At 60.3% G+C, this 17,293-nt stretch carries 15 protein-coding genes and 1 pseudogene; 12 read left to right on the top strand and 4 right to left on the bottom strand.

The window, feature by feature from the left end; all coding sequences use genetic code 11:
* Positions 1-3 precede the first annotated feature (3 nt).
* The 10 genes and pseudogenes from iolD to JFV30_RS10290 all read left to right on the top strand — a co-directional run bounded on the left by iolD (position 4) and on the right by JFV30_RS10290 (position 12,040).
* Positions 4-1,935, top strand: a complete 1,932-nt coding sequence (gene iolD, locus JFV30_RS10245; protein ID WP_201123472.1) for a 3D-(3,5/4)-trihydroxycyclohexane-1,2-dione acylhydrolase (decyclizing) — start codon at positions 4-6, stop codon at positions 1,933-1,935.
* Between the two features lie 19 nt (positions 1,936-1,954).
* Entirely contained in the window at positions 1,955-2,965 is a 1,011-nt protein-coding gene (locus JFV30_RS10250; RefSeq protein ID WP_201123474.1) for a Gfo/Idh/MocA family protein, read from the top strand.
* Between the two features lie 160 nt (positions 2,966-3,125).
* On the top strand, positions 3,126-3,986 hold the full coding sequence (locus JFV30_RS10255; protein WP_169388100.1) for a sugar phosphate isomerase/epimerase family protein: 861 nt from the start codon (positions 3,126-3,128) through the stop codon (positions 3,984-3,986).
* A 67-nt stretch (positions 3,987-4,053) separates the two neighbouring features.
* Complete coding sequence (locus JFV30_RS10260) at positions 4,054-5,094, top strand: Gfo/Idh/MocA family protein (protein WP_201123476.1); 1,041 nt, start codon at positions 4,054-4,056, stop codon at positions 5,092-5,094.
* A 367-nt stretch (positions 5,095-5,461) separates the two neighbouring features.
* Positions 5,462-6,397 carry a sugar ABC transporter substrate-binding protein gene (locus tag JFV30_RS10265; protein WP_010173158.1) on the top strand — a complete coding sequence of 312 codons (936 nt, stop codon included), beginning with the start codon at positions 5,462-5,464 and terminating at the stop codon, positions 6,395-6,397.
* Positions 6,398-6,460: 63 nt separating this feature from the next.
* On the top strand, positions 6,461-8,020 hold the full coding sequence (locus JFV30_RS10270; RefSeq protein ID WP_010173155.1) for a sugar ABC transporter ATP-binding protein: 1,560 nt from the start codon (positions 6,461-6,463) through the stop codon (positions 8,018-8,020).
* A gap of 60 nt (positions 8,021-8,080) precedes the next feature.
* A complete protein-coding gene (locus JFV30_RS10275) occupies positions 8,081-9,118 on the top strand; it encodes an ABC transporter permease (RefSeq protein ID WP_003214704.1) in 1,038 nt (345 codons plus the stop codon).
* A gap of 421 nt (positions 9,119-9,539) precedes the next feature.
* Positions 9,540-9,943 (top strand): annotated as a pseudogene (locus tag JFV30_RS10280) (TraR/DksA family transcriptional regulator).
* 547 nt (positions 9,944-10,490) lie between these two features.
* Positions 10,491-11,711, top strand: coding sequence for a methyl-accepting chemotaxis protein (locus JFV30_RS10285; protein ID WP_446739872.1), 1,221 nt, complete (start codon positions 10,491-10,493; stop codon positions 11,709-11,711).
* Between the two features lie 125 nt (positions 11,712-11,836).
* A complete protein-coding gene (locus JFV30_RS10290) occupies positions 11,837-12,040 on the top strand; it encodes a hypothetical protein (RefSeq protein WP_201123480.1) in 204 nt (67 codons plus the stop codon).
* A 5-nt stretch (positions 12,041-12,045) separates the two neighbouring features.
* Here JFV30_RS10290 and JFV30_RS10295 read toward each other — a convergent pair whose 3' ends face one another.
* From JFV30_RS10295 to JFV30_RS10305, 3 genes are all read right to left on the bottom strand, one after another.
* Positions 12,046-12,282 carry a DUF2789 domain-containing protein gene (locus JFV30_RS10295; protein WP_010173147.1) on the bottom strand — a complete coding sequence of 79 codons (237 nt, stop codon included), beginning with the start codon at positions 12,280-12,282 and terminating at the stop codon, positions 12,046-12,048.
* An 83-nt stretch (positions 12,283-12,365) separates the two neighbouring features.
* Positions 12,366-12,596 (bottom strand): hypothetical protein, encoded by a 231-nt coding sequence (locus JFV30_RS10300; protein ID WP_201123482.1) that lies wholly within the window; start codon positions 12,594-12,596, stop codon positions 12,366-12,368.
* Between the two features lie 143 nt (positions 12,597-12,739).
* Positions 12,740-12,943, bottom strand: a complete 204-nt coding sequence (locus tag JFV30_RS10305) for a hypothetical protein (protein ID WP_081480109.1) — start codon at positions 12,941-12,943, stop codon at positions 12,740-12,742.
* Positions 12,944-13,407: 464 nt separating this feature from the next.
* Between JFV30_RS10305 and JFV30_RS10310 the strand changes: the two genes are divergently transcribed.
* Positions 13,408-13,857, top strand: coding sequence for a hypothetical protein (locus JFV30_RS10310; RefSeq protein WP_010173142.1), 450 nt, complete (start codon positions 13,408-13,410; stop codon positions 13,855-13,857).
* 120 nt (positions 13,858-13,977) lie between these two features.
* A complete protein-coding gene (locus tag JFV30_RS10315; RefSeq protein WP_201123484.1) occupies positions 13,978-14,994 on the top strand; it encodes an ABC transporter substrate-binding protein in 1,017 nt (338 codons plus the stop codon).
* A gap of 85 nt (positions 14,995-15,079) precedes the next feature.
* Here JFV30_RS10315 and JFV30_RS10320 read toward each other — a convergent pair whose 3' ends face one another.
* Positions 15,080-17,206, bottom strand: coding sequence for a TonB-dependent receptor (locus JFV30_RS10320; protein ID WP_201123486.1), 2,127 nt, complete (start codon positions 17,204-17,206; stop codon positions 15,080-15,082).
* Between the last annotated feature and the right edge of the window lie 87 nt (positions 17,207-17,293).

Genomic DNA, 17,293 nt, shown 5'->3' on the forward strand with positions numbered 1-17,293 from the left:
CCCATGACCACAACCCGATTGACCATGGCCCAGGCCCTGGTGAAGTTTCTGGATAACCAGTACATCGAAGTCGACGGTGTGCAGAGCAAGTTTGTCGCGGGCATCTTCACGATTTTCGGCCACGGCAATGTGCTGGGCCTGGGGCAGGCCCTGGAGCAGGACAGCGGCGACCTGGTGGTGCATCAGGGCCGCAACGAACAAGGCATGGCCCACGCGGCGATTGGTTTTGCCAAGCAGCACCTGCGCCGCAAGATCTACGCCTGCACCTCTTCGGTCGGGCCGGGCGCGGCGAACATGTTGACCGCCGCGGCGACCGCGACCGCCAACCGCATTCCGTTGCTGCTGTTGCCCGGCGATGTCTACGCCAGCCGCCAGCCGGACCCGGTGCTGCAACAGATCGAACAGTTCCACGATTTGAGCATCAGCACCAACGACGCCTTTCGTGCGGTGAGCAAATACTGGGACCGTATCAATCGCCCGGAACAACTGATGACGGCGGCGATCCACGCCATGCGCGTGCTCACCGACCCCGCCGAAACCGGCGCGGTGACCCTGGCTTTGCCGCAGGATGTGCAGGGCGAGGCATGGGATTACCCGGATTACTTCCTGCAAAAACGCGTGCACCGTATCGACCGCCGCCCGGCGACCGAAGCGATGCTGGGCGATGCCGTGGCGGCGTTCAAAGGCAAGCGCAAACCGCTGATCGTGTGCGGCGGCGGGGTCAAATACTCCGGCGCGAATGCCGCGCTGCAAGCCTTTGCCGAACGCTTCGACATTCCTTTCGCGGAAACCCAGGCGGGCAAGAGCGCGGTGGTGTCCAGCCATCCGCTGAACCTCGGCGGCCTCGGTGAAACCGGCTGCCTGGCGGCGAACCTGCTGGCGCCGGAGGCTGATCTGATCATTGGTATCGGCACGCGTTATACCGACTTCACCACCTCATCCAAATCCCTGTTCAAGCATCCCGAGGTGCGGTTTCTCAACCTCAATATCAGCCCGTGCGATGTGCTGAAACTGGACGCCGTGCAACTGTTGGCGGATGCCAAGGTGGGCCTGGAAGCGCTGGCCGAGGCCCTGGGTGACTACCGCTCCAGCTGGGGCGATCAACCACGGGACGCCAAGGTACAGTTGGACGCCGAAGTCGACCGCATCTACCAGGCCGACTACCAGACTGAAAACTTCGTGCCGGAAATCAACGACCACATGGACCCGGCGGTGCTGCGTGAATTCATCGAATTGACCGGCTCCTGCCTGACCCAAAGCCGCGTGCTCGGGGTGCTCAATGAAACCCTGGCCGACGACGCGATCATCGTCGCCGCCGCCGGCAGCCTGCCCGGTGACTTGCAGCGCAGCTGGCGCAGCAAGGGCGTCAACACGTACCACGTCGAGTACGGTTATTCGTGCATGGGTTATGAGGTCAATGCGGCCCTGGGCGTCAAGCTGGCCGAGCCTGAGCGCGAGGTGTACGCGCTGGTGGGTGACGGCTCCTACATGATGCTGCACTCGGAGCTGGCGACCTCGATCCAGGAGCGGCGCAAGATCAACGTGGTGCTGCTGGACAACATGACCTTCGGCTGCATCAACAACCTGCAGATGGAACACGGCATGGACAGCTTCGGCACCGAGTTCCGGTTCCGTAACCCTGAAACCGGCAAGCTCGACGGCGGTTTTGTGCCGGTGGACTTCGCCATGAGCGCGGCGGCCTATGGCTGCAAGACCTACAAGGTCAACACCGTGGAGCAGCTGCAGGCGGCGCTGGCCGATGCGCGCACGCAAACGGTGTCGACGCTGATTGATATCAAGGTTCTGCCCAAGACCATGATCCACAAGTACCTGTCGTGGTGGCGAGTCGGTGTGGCGCAAGTGTCCACCAGCGCGCGCACCGATGCGGTGGCCAAACAACTCAATGAACGCCTGGCCAAGGCCCGGCAGTACTAATAACAAGAGGAGTGTTTTCATGTCTTTGAAGTTGGGTGTTATCGGTACTGGCGCCATCGGCCAGGATCATATTCGTCGTTGCAGCCAGACCTTGCTCAACAGCCAGGTAGTCGCCGTGACGGACATCAACCTTGAGCAAGCTGCCAAGGTCGTCGCTGACCTGAAACTCACCGCCGAGGTTTACCCGGACGGCCATGCGCTGATCAACTCGCCGCAAGTCGAAGCGATCCTGGTGACCTCCTGGGGCCCGAGCCACGAAGAATTCGTGCTGGCGGCGATTGCTGCCGGCAAACCGGTGTTCTGCGAGAAGCCGTTGGCCGTGACCGCCGAAGGCTGCCGCAAGATCGTCGAAGCCGAAGTGGCCCACGGCAAGCGCCTGGTGCAAGTGGGCTTCATGCGGCCTTATGACCACGGCTATCGCGCCCTCAAAGCCGTGATCGACAGCGGCCAGATCGGCGAGCCGTTGATGCTGCACTGTGCTCACCGTAACCCGAGGGTGGGTGAGAACTACAAGACCGACATGGCGATCACCGACACCCTGATCCATGAGCTGGATGTGTTGCGCTGGTTGCTGGCCGATGACTATGTGTCGGTGCAGGTGGTGTTCCCGCGTAAATCGAGCAAGGCGCTGGCGCACTTGCGTGACCCGCAGATCGTGCTGCTGGAAACCGCCAAGGGCACGCGCATCGATGTGGAAGTGTTTGTGAACTGCCAGTACGGCTATGACATTCAGTGTGAAGTGGTGGGTGAGACCGGCATTGCGAAATTGCCGGAACCGTCCCAGGTGCAGATGCGCAGCGGGGCCAAACTGTCGAACGCGATTCTGATGGATTGGAAAGACCGGTTCATCGCGGCTTATGACGTTGAGCTGCAGGCGTTTATCGACGGTGTAAGGGCAGGGCAGGTGGGTGGGCCGTCGGCGTGGGATGGTTTTGCGGCGGCGGTGGCGGCGGATGCGTGCATCGAGGCGCAGAACAGTGGGCAGATTGTGAAAGTGGGGCTGCCAGAGCGTCCACGTTTTTACGGCTGACACCTATTCCACTGGAGGAACCCGACCAGTGTGGGAGCTGGCTTGCCTGCGATGACGGCGGCACATTCAACAAGACTGTCGCCTGATACACCGCTATCGCAGGCAAGCCAGCTCCCACATTTGATCGGGTTCCAACATCAGATTTGGGAGCGTTTCTATCATGCGCATCGCCCTAGACCCCTACATGTACCGCCACCTGCCCCTCGGCCAAATGGTCGACAAGGCCGCCGAGCTCGGCTACCAGCACATCGAACTCTCGCCCCGGGAAGACTTCCTGCCGTTCTACAAGGCCGCCCGGGTCGACCGGGCGCGCATCAAGGAATTTCGCAAGGCCCTGAGCGACGCCGGTGTGCAGCTCTCGTCCCTATTGCCCATGTACCACTGGGCCGCCGCCGACGAAGGCCTGCGGGTTGCCGCCGTACGCAACTGGAAGCGCGCGATCCAGATCGCGGTGGAAATGGATTGCGAGCTGGTCAACACCGAATTCACCGGCCAGTCCGACAACCCGCTGGTGTGCGAAAACCAGTTCATGCGCTCCATGGACGAGCTGATGCCGGAGTTCGAGCGCGAAGGCGTGAAGCTGGATATCCAGGCGCACCCGTACGACTTCTGCGAGCGCAACAACGAGTCGGTGGACATCATTCGCGGCCTCGACCGCGACTGGATCAACTACCTCTACGCCGCGCCCCACACCTTCTTCTATGACGACGGCAAGGGCGATATCGCCTCGATGCTCAAGTACGCAGGCGCCAAGCTCAGCCACTTGATCATCGCCGACACCTACAACCACCGGGCGTCCTCCAACCTGCGCTACATCGTCAACCCGCCGGGCGTCACGGCCACCGTGCATCAGCACCTGGACATCGGCCAGGGCGAGGTCAACTGGGAGGCGTTTTTCGGCACCCTGCGGGAAATCAAGTTCGACGGCATCGCCACGGTGTCGGTGTTTGCCTGGGAAGACCGGCCGGATGAGTCCAACCGGATGATGCTGGAGCGGGTCACCCGAGAGCTGTGTTCTTAGACCGTTGTGGCTTGCTCTGTGGCCTGGGAGCAAGCTCCCTCGCCACTATTAACCAAGGAGTATTTGTATGCGAATCGGACTGGTTGGATACGGCCACGGTGGCCGCTTTTTTCACGCACCGCTGATTGCCAGCCTGCCGGGGGCGACCTTTGTCGGCGTGGTCACCCGTTCACCTGAACGCCGCCAACAGTTGGCAAAGGAGCATCCCGGCGTAAAAGCCTTCGATAGCATCGGCCAGATCGTCGAGGCGGGCATCGATGCGCTGGTGATCTCCACCACCCTCAAGGGCCGCCCCGCGCTGGTGCTGGAAGCCATCGAGCACGGCGTGGCGGTGGTCAGTGACAAACCTTTTGCCAGCAATGCCGAACAAGCCCAGGCGTTGATTACCGCCGCCGAGCGCCAGGGCGTGTTGCTCAGCGTCTACCAGAACCGGCGCTGGGACTCGGACTTCCTGACCCTGCGCAAGCTGATCGACGCCGGCGCATTGGGCACCGTCACCCGCTTCGAATCCCGGGTGGAACGCTACAACCCGGGCTCCGTGGGCAATGCCAGCGGCGGCGGATTCCTGCGGGACCTGGGCAGCCATCTGGTGGACCAGGCCCTGCAACTGTTCGGCCCGGTGGATCGGGTGTTCGCGCAATTGCACTACACCGGACAGGAGCCCACTGTGGATCACGGTTTCTTCGTGTCCATGACCCATGCCAGCGGGGTGATTTCCCACCTGTGGGGCAGTGCCTTGCAGAACAGCCAGGCGCCGCGTTTCCGGGTGAATGGCACCGCAGGTTGCTACACCGTGGAAGGGCTGGACGGTCAGGAAGCGTTGCTGATGGCCGGCAAGACGCCGAAAACCGAAGGCGAGCACTGGGGCGCCGAGGAGCATCGACGCTGGGGCTGGTTCGAGCAAGGCGAGGAGCGCGAGCGTGTCCCGTCGGAAAAGGGTCGCTGGAATCAGTTCTATAGCCAGCTGCAAAGCGCGGTGGAAGGTCATGGCCCGCTGCCGGTGGATGCCCGGGATGCACTGGAAACCACCCGTGTACTGGACGCGGCACGCCTCAGTTCCGAACGCCAACAGGTGGTGGAAATGGCCGCTTTGGAAAGCCATAAATGAAAAATAGAATAAAATTCTAAAATAAGTTGATATGGAAATTATTTTCCAATAAAGTCATTTCCAGGTTGCATAAAGTACGTTCGGACTCGATTCGGGCGACTCGACAAAAACAAGATCAAAACAACCAAGGTACCGTCAGATGAAAATCTTCAACGCTGTACTGCGAGTTTTACGTCCTGCCCTCACGCCACGCGGTCTGCCCCGCGCCCGGCCGTTTTACTTCTCCCTCCTGAATGTCCTGTGCGTCGAAAGCAAGGGTTCCCTGGTGTGCTGCATTCCGGGGGCGCCGATCGTTCGACTGCCGACAGCTTCGCTCTGAAAAACGCAACGTCCACAAAACCAACAAGAAATTGGAGACAGACCGTTCATGAAGACCCCGATCCGTTTTACCGCACTGGCCCTGTCCATGATGCTCGCCAGTGGTTTCGCCACGGCCGCCGATATCAAGGTGGGCGTGAGCATGTCGGCATTCGACGACACCTTCCTGACCTACCTGCGTGAGGACATGGACAAGCAAGCCAAGTCCTACCCCAAGGGTGACGGCGTACAGCTGCAGTTCGAAGACGCCCGCGCCGACGTGGTCAAGCAACTGAGCCAGGTCGAGAACTTTATCAGCCAGAAAGTCGACGCCATCATCGTCAACCCGGTCGACACCGCGTCTACCGCCAATATCAGTAAAGCGGCGCTCGCGGCAGGCATTCCGCTGGTGTACGTCAACCGCCGTCCCGACCAGACAGATTTGCCCAAGGGCATCGTGGCGGTGACTTCCAACGATGTCGAGGCCGGCCGGCTGCAAATGCAGTACATCGCCGAAAAGCTCGGCGGCAAGGGCAAGATCGTGATCCTGCTGGGAGACCTGGCGAACAACTCCACCACCAACCGTACCAAGGGCGTCAAGGAAGTCCTGGCCAAATACCCGGACATCAAGATCGAGCAGGAGCAGACCGGCATCTGGCTGCGTGACAAGGGCATGACCCTGGTCAACGACTGGCTGACCCAGGGCCGCGAATTCAACGCGGTGCTGGCCAACAACGACGAGATGGCGATTGGCGCGTCCATGGCGTTGAAATCGGCAGGTACCAAGCCGGGCACCGTGCTGATTGCCGGGGTTGATGGCACGCCGGACGGTCTGAACGCGATCACCAAGGGCGACATGGCCGCGTCCGCCTTCCAGGACGCCAACGGCCAGGCCGTGGGTTCGGTGGAAGCCGCACGCAAGATGGCCAGGCACGAGCCGGTGGAGCAGAACGTGGTGATCCCGTTCAAGCTGATCACCCCGGACAACGTTAAAGACTTCAAGTAGCCCTTAATAACAACAATAAACCGGCAGGGCAGCCACGGCGGCCCTGCTGACGGAGTACCCGATATGTTTGCTCAAGCCACTGCTTCGCAAGCCCCGCTGCCGGGCCCTCAGCCCGACGGGCCGAGCGAGCCCTACCTGCTGGAAATTTCCAACATCAGCAAAGGCTTTCCCGGCGTCGTGGCCCTGGCCGATGTGCAGCTGCGGGTGCGCCCGGGCTCGGTGTTGGCGCTGATGGGCGAAAACGGCGCGGGCAAGTCGACGCTGATGAAAATCATCGCCGGTATCTATCAGCCCGACGCGGGTGAAATCCGCTTGCGTGGCAAGCCGATCAAATTCGAAACGCCGTTGGCGGCGCAAAAGGCCGGGATCGCGATGATCCACCAGGAACTCAACCTGATGCCGCACATGAGCATCGCCGAGAACATCTGGATCGGCCGTGAGCAGCTCAACGGCCTGCACATGGTCAACCACCGGGAAATGCACCGCTGCACCGCGCAATTGCTGGAGCGGCTGCGGATCAACCTCGACCCGGAAGAACACGTCGGCAACCTGAGCATCGCCGAGCGGCAGATGGTCGAGATTGCCAAGGCGGTGTCCTATGACTCCGACATCCTGATCATGGATGAACCGACGTCAGCCATTACCGACAAAGAAGTGGCCCACCTGTTTTCGATCATTGCCGACCTCAAGTCCCAGGGCAAAGGCATCATCTACATCACCCATAAAATGAACGAAGTGTTCGCCATCGCCGATGAAGTGGCGGTGTTCCGCGACGGCGCCTATATCGGCCTGCAGCGGGCCGACAGCATGGACAGCGACAGCCTCATTTCGATGATGGTGGGGCGTGAGCTGAGCCAGCTGTTCCCGGTGCGCGACAAGCCTATCGGCAAGCTGCTGCTGTCGGTGCGTGACCTGCGCCTGGACGGGGTATTCCAGGGCGTCTCGTTTGACCTGCACGCCGGGGAGATTCTGGGCATCGCCGGGTTGATGGGCTCTGGCCGTACCAACGTGGCCGAAACCATTTTTGGCATTACCCCAAGCTCCGGCGGCGAGATCCAGCTGGACGGCAAGACCGTACGTATCACCGACCCGCACATGGCCATCGAGAAGGGCTTCGCGCTGCTGACCGAAGACCGCAAGCTCAGTGGCCTGTTCCCCTGCCTGTCGGTGCTCGAAAACATGGAAATGGCCGTGCTGCCGCATTACACCGGCAACGGGTTTATCCAGCAGAAAGCCCTGCGGGCCCTGTGTGAGGACATGTGCACCAAGCTGCGGGTGAAAACCCCGTCGCTGGAGCAGTGCATCGACACCTTGTCCGGCGGCAACCAGCAAAAAGCCCTGCTGGCCCGCTGGCTGATGACCAACCCGCGTCTGCTGATCCTCGACGAGCCCACCCGCGGTATCGACGTCGGCGCCAAGGCCGAGATCTACCGGCTGATTTCCTACCTGGCCAGCGAAGGCATGGCGGTGATCATGATTTCTTCGGAGTTGCCGGAAGTGCTGGGCATGAGCGACCGGGTGATGGTGATGCACGAAGGCGACCTGATGGGCACCCTGGACCGCAGCGAAGCGACCCAGGAAAAAGTCATGCAACTGGCTTCCGGTATGACGGCGGTCCACTAACGAACAGACGGCGCCGGCCCGTTGCGGCCGGCGCAATGCGATAAAAAAAGGTGAGTGGTTATGAACGCGATACTGGAAAGCAAACCCGAGGAAAAGAAGCCCGCTGCGGCGCCGGTCAAGCACCGTCGACGCATGCCCACCGAGCTGAGCATCCTGCTGGTGCTGATTGGCATCGGCCTGGTGTTCGAGCTGTTCGGCTGGATCGTGCGGGACCAGAGCTTCCTGATGAACTCCCAGCGCCTGGTGTTGATGATCCTGCAAGTGTCGATCATCGGCCTGCTGGCGATTGGCGTCACCCAGGTGATCATCACCACGGGTATCGATCTGTCGTCGGGCTCGGTGCTGGCGTTGTCGGCGATGATCGCCGCCAGTCTGGCGCAGACTTCCGACTTTTCCCGGGCGGTGTTCCCCTCCCTGACGGACCTGCCGGTGTGGATACCGGTGGCGATGGGCCTGGGCGTGGGGTTGCTGGCGGGGGCTATCAACGGCAGCATCATTGCGGTTACCGGGATCCCGCCGTTTATTGCGACCCTCGGCATGATGGTTTCGGCCCGTGGCCTGGCGCGTTACTACACTGAAGGCCAGCCGGTGAGCATGCTCTCGGACTCCTACACCGCGATCGGCCATGGCGCGATGCCGGTGGTGATCTTCCTGGTGGTGGCGGTGATCTTCCATATCGCGCTGCGCTACACCAAGTACGGCAAATACACCTACGCCATCGGCGGCAACATGCAGGCGGCGCGCACCTCGGGGATCAACGTCAAGCGCCACTTGATCATCGTCTACAGCATCGCCGGCTTGCTGGCAGGCCTGGCGGGCGTGGTGGCCTCGGCACGGGCCGCCACCGGGCAAGCGGGCATGGGCATGTCGTATGAGCTGGACGCGATTGCCGCCGCGGTGATCGGCGGCACCAGCCTGGCGGGCGGGGTAGGGCGCATCACCGGTACCGTGATCGGCGCGCTGATCCTCGGGGTGATGGCCAGCGGGTTTACCTTCGTCGGCGTGGATGCGTACATCCAGGACATCATCAAGGGGTTGATCATCGTGGTGGCGGTGGTGATCGACCAGTATCGCAACAAGCGCAAGCTCAAGCGCTAACACGGTCCTCAGGGCTACATCAATCAACATGTGGGAGCTGGCTTGCCTGCGATAGCATCAACTTGGTTTCGCTGACAGACCGAGTCGTCTGCATCGCGGGCAAGCCCGGCTCCCACATGAGCGTTTTGCCATCAACGTTTAACCGTTTGTCTTCTATATAGCTCCACAACACTGAATTTCTTGCTATAAACGCACTCCGATGACCGTTCGCCGAGCCCGTCCTGGTGCCTTTGCGGGTTATCTTGGAAAAAATGCCTGTCATTTCAGTTGCTGAGCCCTCAAGTCGGCCTTAGACTGCCGCCCCTCGTAAATTGAGTGCCGGGTGGCGCTTGAAATGGATGGCGCCTTTCCGAGACCTGCAGAGGCCTGCCGGAACGCTCCCTTATTCGCCTTGATGCACGTATTTTTTATAGAGAAATCAATGACAAAGGAAAAGTTGCTGGCCATGCCGGCGGATGACTACATGAATGCCGAGCAGCACGCTTTTTTGAGCAGTTGTTGCAAGACATGAAAGTGGAACACCACGAGCGCATTGAACAGAACCGCATCGCCATCGAAAGCCTGGACACCCCGGCTGACCCGGCTGACGCTGCTTCTGTCGAAGAAGAGCGCACCTGGCTGGTGAATGCCATCGACCGCGACCAGCGCATGCTGCCGCAACTTGAGCAGGCCCTGGGCCGTATCAAGGAAGATTCCTTCGGCTGGTGTGACGACAGCGGCGAGCCTATCGGCCTCAAGCGCCTGCTGATCAGCCCTACCACCAAGTACTGCATCGAAGCGCAAGAGCGCCACGAGCAAATCGACAAGCACCAGCGTCAAGCCTGATGCGGTGAACTGCTGGAGCCGGGTTGCCCGGTTCCCAGCAGAAAACAGCCTGTACCCCCCGTTTATTGATCTGCTGCAAGCCCCCCACTAAAGGCCCATGGATAATGGCCACATAGTGGCGTCTAATGCAGTCACAATAACGACAAGCAGTGGGGTAACGAACATGGCTGGAGACGGATCTCTCATGGGCGCAGCAGCGTCACCACCCGCGGTGGTGCGTCAGTTGCCCGGCTGGTTGACGCCGCTCCTGCAAAGTACCGCCCTGGTGCTGTTGCTGCTGGGCCTGGCGTTTGCCCAACTCTCGATTTACCTGTGCGTGCCGGTGGCCCTGTTGCTGATCTGGCTGCCCCGCCTGAAACATCGCACCCCCAGCGCTGCACCGTCCGAAGCCACCGATGCGATCGGCGAGCTGACCCGCGACCTGTCCTACACCACCAGTCATAACGCGTTGTCTGCGGCGGGCGTGGCCTATTCGGTCAAGCAACTGGCGGCCAGGCTGCAATCGCAATTGGGCGCGGCCAGGCAGATTGTCAGCAGTGCCGAAGTGATGATTGGCACCGAGAAGGTCACCTCGGCGCTAAGTCGCCAGGCGCTCGGCGCGGCCAGCCAGGCTCATCAGCGCAGCACCGAAGGGCGCGAAGTGCTGGCGCAATCCATCACCCGCATGCATCAGCTCAGCCAGCGCGCCAACGACAGCCGTCAATTGATCGAGGCCTTGAGCCAGCGCAGCGAAGAAATCCAGCGCGTTACCCTGGTGATCCAGTCGATCGCCAGCCAGACCAACCTGCTGGCGCTGAACGCGGCGATCGAAGCCGCCCGGGCAGGTGAGCATGGTCGCGGCTTTGCGGTGGTCGCCGACGAAGTACGCGGCCTGGCCGGGCGAACCGCCACCGCGACGGATGAAGTCGGGGTGATGGTGGCGGATATCCAGCAGCGTACCGCCCAGGTGGTGGAGCAGATCCGGCAATTGTCGGCGGATTTGCAATCCGGTGTCGAACAGGTGGAGCACGCCGGTGAGCAGTTGGACAGCATTGCCACCCTGGCAGCGGACGTGGAAGGCCAGGTCAATGAAATCGCCCAGGGCACCGACACCAACCGCGCCCAACTCGACAGCCTGTTCCATGCGGTGGAGCAGATGCGCAGCGATTTGACCGTCAGCGACCAGCAGACCCAACAACTGGCCGCCGCTGCGGTGCAAATGGAAGGGCAGGCCGAAACCATCAGCGAGCGCCTCGCCGAGGTCGGCCTGGACGACTACCACCAACGCATCTACGACCTCGCCCGCGAAGGCGCGAGCCGGATCGCCGCGCAGTTTGAAGCCGACGTGCTGCAAAACCGCATCAGCCTGGACGACCTGTTCGACCGCAGTTACACCCCGATTCCCAACACCCGGCCAAGCAAGTACCACACCCGTTTCGACAGCTACACCGACCAGGTGCTGCCGGCGATCCAGGAGGCCTTGTTGCCTCGGCACGAGGGCCTGGTGTTTGCAATTGCCTGCACGCCACAGGGTTATGTACCGACCCACAACAAGGCGTTTTCCCAGACATTGACCGGCGATGCCCAGGTGGACGCGCTACAGAACCGCACCAAACGCAAATTTGAAGACCGCACCGGGATCCGCTGTGGCAGCCACCAGCAGGCAGTGTTGCTGCAAACCTACACCCGCGATACCGGCGAGTTGATGCACGACCTTTCGGTGCCGATCACGGTGAATGGCAGGCACTGGGGTGGTTTGCGGCTGGGCTATAAACCCGAGGGACGTTAACCCAGCGGGTCGATTGTTGCAGGTTATGCAAGGGAGCTATTCCGGGGATAGCTTTTTCCAACTGGAGGAAAACCGTAGCATGGCGAACATTGTTAGCCAGCTAACTAATTCTCTGGAGGCTCCCCATGCAAACCAAAGTCGATGTCGCCGTGATGATTGGCAGTGGCGTACCGCCAACCCTGCGTGCGCTGGGGCGCAAGGCCTGTTGGGTGGTACTGCTTAACGGCGAGCAGCGTGGCACAGCCTTCGCCAGTCGCGATGAAGCTGAGGAGTGCAGGGCTGCCTGGGAGGCGCTGCTGCGCCTGGAACAGTCAGACAGCCTGCATTGAGGGAATCAGCGTGGCTGGTGCAGGCGCTGGTTCAGTTCGTCGACCGCGATGGCCCACACCGCGTCTTCACGCAGTTCATCTTTCAGGAACTGGGCTTGTTGCGGTGACCAGAAGTCCGCATCGATCAGCTTTACGTCATTGGCCAGGGTATGTTCGCCGATGAAGGCGTCAATCGCCTCGGGGGACGATTCCAGTCCAAGTTGTTCAAACAGGTCTTCGAGGGTGTAAGTCGGCGCTTCCATATCGTTCTCCATGCAGGCTGATCATCGTATGCATGGGAGGGTTGTAGCGGGGCAGAGTTCGATCGGATTGTCGCGCCGGGTAATCAGGAGGTCAGTGCGCCTGAGTCGACGGCGGCTTTAAGCGCTTTGGCGGCTTCCTTTGCTGCTGTGTGGGCGGCGTCTACGGTTTTGAACCAGCGGTCCTTTTCTACCTGATGGATCGTCACGGTGGTCAGGGGCGCCTTGGCCCGCATCACGATCACGGCTTGAAATTCACCGTCTACTTCCCTGGCTTCGCCATGGATGAAAAATTCGCCTATATCAAATTCCGTCACGTATAGCCTTCCCTTGGAGGTAATTGCGCTGATGAAACCTGAACCGCAAGGGGACAAATCTCAATGGACGGACCAGTATGGCAGTTGTTACGCGCGGGCGGCGCAGTAAAGTCAACCAGATGACGAAACGACAGCGCCGAGGTTCAGCCGTGGGGCGCTTGCAGGATGGCTTCAAGTTGTTTGGCCAGTTCGCACGCCTGGCGATGGCCGCTGCGAAAACCTTTGATCCGCCCGCTGGGCACTTCAAGGATATGAAAGAAGTTTCTTCCGGCGGGTACTACGCGATAGAGAACCGAATGCAGGCAACTGCCCTGGGTGTATAGGGAGTAGAATTGGCCGTCATCCATAAAAGATGAACCTGTGTTCGAGGGTGTGGCAATCGGTTGAGGTCGTTGCATAATCAGCTCCTGTCGATCGATCCTGCGGACCCGCTTGCAATATTTCGGGTGGTTTTGACCCGTGTTGCTGTTTTAGTATTGTTGTCAGCATCCGGCGTCCGGTTCCATCCAAAGCATTAGTTTCTGTGTTGGATGTCGGAAAACTGCATTTTTTTAAGGGTTATTGTCTGAAGTAGGGCGGCCAGTATTCTCCGGCCATTAAACCTGTGATTTCCTGCAACGCTCGGCGACCTTGCGTAAGGTACGTCGGGCACGCCTGTACTAGTCTTATGGCTTTGCAGCGTGGGCCTTCTTCAGTTTTTTCAGTGGATTTGTCGTGTGATCGTGCCGTTTCGGCCGTTTTTGTGCTGCCCGCCTGGCGGTCAGCACCTTTTTGATGTGGGGGCGTTTCCTTGGCAGTCAGTAATCTGGATATGCACGCGTTGTTCGTGCTGGGTGATTTGCGCGCAAAGTTGGTCAAGCAGTTTCAGTCCCGTTTCGTCTACATCACTGAGCAGACACCTGAAGGTATCTACATCGCCGAGATCGATACCGAAACGGCGCTGGTGGTGGATGACAAGCCGCGACTGGAACTCAAGGTCGGTGATCATTTCCGGGCCGCTGTATTGCCCAGTCGCGAAGGCGGCAAGTTCGAACTGAAGTTTCGCGATATCAAGTTGACGGTGTATGGACTGGGCGACTACGCCTTTGTTTCCTCGGCCGAAGGCCAGGGCATCGTGTTCAAGGAAGGCCACAGCGTGATGTTGGTATTCGCCGCCAATGAGCAACTGGTAGAGGGCCTGACCAAGACCCTGAAGGCTGTCACCGGCAAGGCCGCCAAATGGCGCAAGGGTGAACTCGTGACCTTCAAGGCCAGCGAGTAACGCCGTTACATGCCGTGTTCCCCGGAACCTCTACTACAGTTGAGTTGACTTAAGTATTCAGAGGCTTCGCGGTGTTACAGCAAAGCCGTTCGCTATTGCTGTAGGCATGAGGTGCAAAGCATGAAAGGAATTCGAGCACTGTTGGCCGCGTCACTGACGACCCTGAGTCTGTCGGTGGTGTCGCTGCCGGTATCGGCCGCCCAGGCGCCGATTCATTTTGCGGACCTGAACTGGGAAAGTGGCAGCCTGATCACCGAGGTGCTGCGGGTGATTGTCGAAAAGGGCTATGACTTGCCCACCGACACGTTGCCCGGCACCACCATTACCCTGGAAACCGCCCTGGCGAAAAACGATATCCAGGTGATCGGTGAAGAATGGGCCGGCCGCAGTCCGGTGTGGGTCAAGGCCGAGGCTGAAGGCAAAGTGGTGGGCCTGGGGGATATCGTCAAGGGTGCCACCGAAGGCTGGTGGGTGCCGGAATACGTGGTCAAGGGCGACCCGGCCAAAGGCATCAAGCCCCTGGCGCCGGAACTGCGCAGCGTGAAAGACCTGGCGCGCTACAAGGACGTGTTCAAGGACCCCGAAGCACCGGGCAAGGGCCGTTTCCTCAACAGCCCGATCGGCTGGACCTCGGAAGTGGTCAACAAGCAAAAACTCAAGGCGTATGGGCTTGACGACAGCTACGTGAATTTCCGCAGTGGCTCGGGTGCCGCGCTGGACGCCGAGATTGCCTCGTCGATCCGCCGGGGCAAGCCGGTGCTGTTCTATTACTGGTCACCCACCCCGCTGATGGGGCGCTACAAGCTGATCCAGCTCGAAGAGCCACCGTTTGACGCCGAGGCCTGGAAAACGTTGACCGATGCAGACAATCCTGACCCAAAACCCACACGTTCCCTGGCCTCCAAGCTGAGCATCGGTGTGTCCACGCCGTTCCAGAAGGAGCATCCGCAGATCGCCGAGTTCTTTGGCAAGGTCGACTTTCCTATCGAGCCGTTGAACAAGGCGCTGGCCGAGATGAGCGAGAAGCACAGCCCGCCACGTGAAGTCGCCCAGGCGTTCCTCAAGGATCATCCGCAGATCTGGAAGGCATGGTTGACTGAGGATGTGGCGCAGAAGGTGGAGACTAGCCTGAAATAGAAGATACCTGTAGGAGCCCGGCTTGCCGGCGATGGCGCCCTTGAGGCTGCCATCGCCGGCAAGCCGGGCTCCTACAGGGTTTGTGTCAGAACTTCGTCTGCACCGCCAGCTCAAACGTCCTCGGCGACCCGAGGTAATACGCCGGCGACACATGGGCAAATTCGGCATACACCTCATTGGTCAGGTTGCGTACCCGACCCGTCACAGAGGTGTGCTGATCCACCTTGTAAGTCAAAAATGTGCCGAACAAGGTATACGCCGGCACCGTCAGGGTGTTGGCGTTATCGGCATACACCGACGCCACATATCGCGCATCCACGCCACCTTGCCAATCTTCGGCAAAGTCATAGGTCAGCCACAGATTACCCACCTGCCTGGGCACGTTGGTCGGCGTGTTGCCCTTGCGCGACACCACGGCCCCACTGGCGGTTTTCTCATTGAAGTCCTCGTACTCGGCATCGACCCAGGCGTAGTTGCCCTCCACCAATAATTTGGGCGTAACCCGCAACGAACTGGCCAACTCGATACCCTTGGACGACTGCGCGCCCACGGGAATGCTGTTGGTCGGGTCCTGCGGGTCGGTCACGGCGAAGTCCTTGCGCTCAATTTTATAGGCGGCGACGGTGGCCGAGCCGCGACCGTCCAGGTAGTCGAACTTGCTGCCCACTTCCCACTGCTTGCCGGTAGACACGTCGAACACCTGGGTGGTGCTGCTCGGCTGTTCGGCGGCGGTGCTGTATTGCAGATAGACATTGGCTTGGGGAATGAACTGATACGTCAGGCCAATACGCCCGGTGACCGGTTCCCAGCTGCGCTTGACGTGCCGCGGATTGCTGGCGGTGATGTCTCGGTGATTGGTGACCTCAAGGTCGATCGCGTCATAGCGCAGGCCGGTGAGCAGTGACAGTTTGTCGGTCAGCCCCAGGCGGTTTTCGACGAACAATGCCTGGGTGGTGACGGCGTTGGTCTTGTCCGGATCGAAGCCGGGCCTGGTGCCGGGGATGTCATAGAAGTGCCCCGGATCGTAGTTGTTCGGATCCACCGTACTTTTACCCGCCACGTTAAGTGGGTTGTTGGTGGTGCTGTTGACCTTGTACTCAAAGCCACCCGACCACGTGGTGCTCAAGCCGAAGAATGTGTCGTCATGGCGCAGCTCGAACTGGTTGCCGTTCTGCTCGCCCTGATGGCGTACCTGATAGGCCGTGGAGCGATTCACCGCGCTGTTGTCGGCGTTGTACTGGTAGGTTTCCAGGTTGCGATAGTCGCGCTGGCTGTCGAGGTGATAGAGGGTGTTTTTCAGGGTAGTGCTGTCGTTGATCCGGTAGTCGATGATCGACCGTACCCAGATCGTGCGTTGCTCATAACGGCCGTCGGCCACGTTGTAGTTGTTGAAGCGGTTGTGTTTGTCGATCTTCAACTCGCCCGACTTCGGGTTGAGCACCGGCGTGCCCCAATAGGGGCTGTCTTCGTGCTCGTCCTGGTATTCCAGCGCCAGGGTGTGGGACAGGTTCGGCGTGAAATCACTCAACAGGGAAAATGCCACGCTCCAGGCATCGCGCTGTTGACGATCGATATAGGTGTGGTTGGTGTTGCGGCTCACGTCCAGGCGTGCGTAATGCTGCACCTCGGCACCCGGTTCGGTCAGCGCATGGTTGAGGCCGAAGGCCATCCCGGCGGTGTCGTAGCTGCCATACGTCAGTTGCCCTTCGGCGGCCTGTTCTTCGCGGGTGGCCAGTTTGGTCACGTAGTTCAGCGAACCGCCGACGGAACCGGCGCCGTTGATCAGCGAGGAGGGGCCGCCCACCAGTTCGACCCGATCATAGATCCACGCATCCACCGGCCGCGCCAGGCCGCCCGACACGGCGACGCCATTGAACATCTGGGTAATCTGGCTGCTGGTAAAACCCCGATAGGAAATAAAACCGCCAAACCCCGGCGGCGCGCTGGCGTTGACCCCGGGCAAGGTATTGGCCGCGTCCCGGAACGTCTTGGCGCCTTGACGTTCGATGTCGTTGCGATTGGCAATGGCGATGGACGCCGGGGTTTCCCGCACGCTCAGCCCGAGGCGCGAGGCCATGCCACTGGATTGGTCCAGAGCCAGGCCGGGCTCGCCGGTTTGTTCGCCATCAATGGTGGTCGGTGCCAGCTCAATCGCCCAGGTGCTGACAGGGAGGCAGCCGAACAGGCCCGCCAAAAGAGGTAGATGTTTCATGGTTGAATCCTGAAAAACATGGCTTGAAAACAACGCACAGCCACCCGTACTCCCGAGGGAGACGGCAACACGTGCCAATCAAAAAAG

The organism is Pseudomonas sp. TH32, assembly GCF_016650855.1.
In the GTDB taxonomy this organism is placed as follows: Bacteria; Pseudomonadota; Gammaproteobacteria; order Pseudomonadales; family Pseudomonadaceae; genus Aquipseudomonas.

Excerpts from the sequence above, each read along its gene's own strand:
- iolD (WP_201123472.1), top strand. The coding sequence starts at position 4 with ATGACCACAACCCGATTGACCATGGCCCAGGCCCTGGTGAAGTTTCTG.
- JFV30_RS10270 (WP_010173155.1), top strand. The coding sequence starts at position 6,461 with ATGTTTGCTCAAGCCACTGCTTCGCAAGCCCCGCTGCCGGGCCCTCAG.
- JFV30_RS10310 (WP_010173142.1), top strand. The coding sequence starts at position 13,408 with ATGCACGCGTTGTTCGTGCTGGGTGATTTGCGCGCAAAGTTGGTCAAG.
- JFV30_RS10260 (WP_201123476.1), top strand. The coding sequence starts at position 4,054 with ATGCGAATCGGACTGGTTGGATACGGCCACGGTGGCCGCTTTTTTCAC.
- JFV30_RS10275 (WP_003214704.1), top strand. The coding sequence starts at position 8,081 with ATGAACGCGATACTGGAAAGCAAACCCGAGGAAAAGAAGCCCGCTGCG.
- JFV30_RS10265 (WP_010173158.1), top strand. The coding sequence starts at position 5,462 with ATGAAGACCCCGATCCGTTTTACCGCACTGGCCCTGTCCATGATGCTC.
- JFV30_RS10320 (WP_201123486.1), bottom strand. The coding sequence starts at position 17,206 with ATGAAACATCTACCTCTTTTGGCGGGCCTGTTCGGCTGCCTCCCTGTC.
- JFV30_RS10290 (WP_201123480.1), top strand. The coding sequence starts at position 11,837 with ATGCAAACCAAAGTCGATGTCGCCGTGATGATTGGCAGTGGCGTACCG.
- JFV30_RS10295 (WP_010173147.1), bottom strand. The coding sequence starts at position 12,282 with ATGGAAGCGCCGACTTACACCCTCGAAGACCTGTTTGAACAACTTGGA.
- JFV30_RS10255 (WP_169388100.1), top strand. The coding sequence starts at position 3,126 with ATGCGCATCGCCCTAGACCCCTACATGTACCGCCACCTGCCCCTCGGC.
- JFV30_RS10250 (WP_201123474.1), top strand. The coding sequence starts at position 1,955 with ATGTCTTTGAAGTTGGGTGTTATCGGTACTGGCGCCATCGGCCAGGAT.
- JFV30_RS10285 (WP_446739872.1), top strand. The coding sequence starts at position 10,491 with ATGATTGGCACCGAGAAGGTCACCTCGGCGCTAAGTCGCCAGGCGCTC.
- JFV30_RS10315 (WP_201123484.1), top strand. The coding sequence starts at position 13,978 with ATGAAAGGAATTCGAGCACTGTTGGCCGCGTCACTGACGACCCTGAGT.
- JFV30_RS10305 (WP_081480109.1), bottom strand. The coding sequence starts at position 12,943 with ATGGATGACGGCCAATTCTACTCCCTATACACCCAGGGCAGTTGCCTG.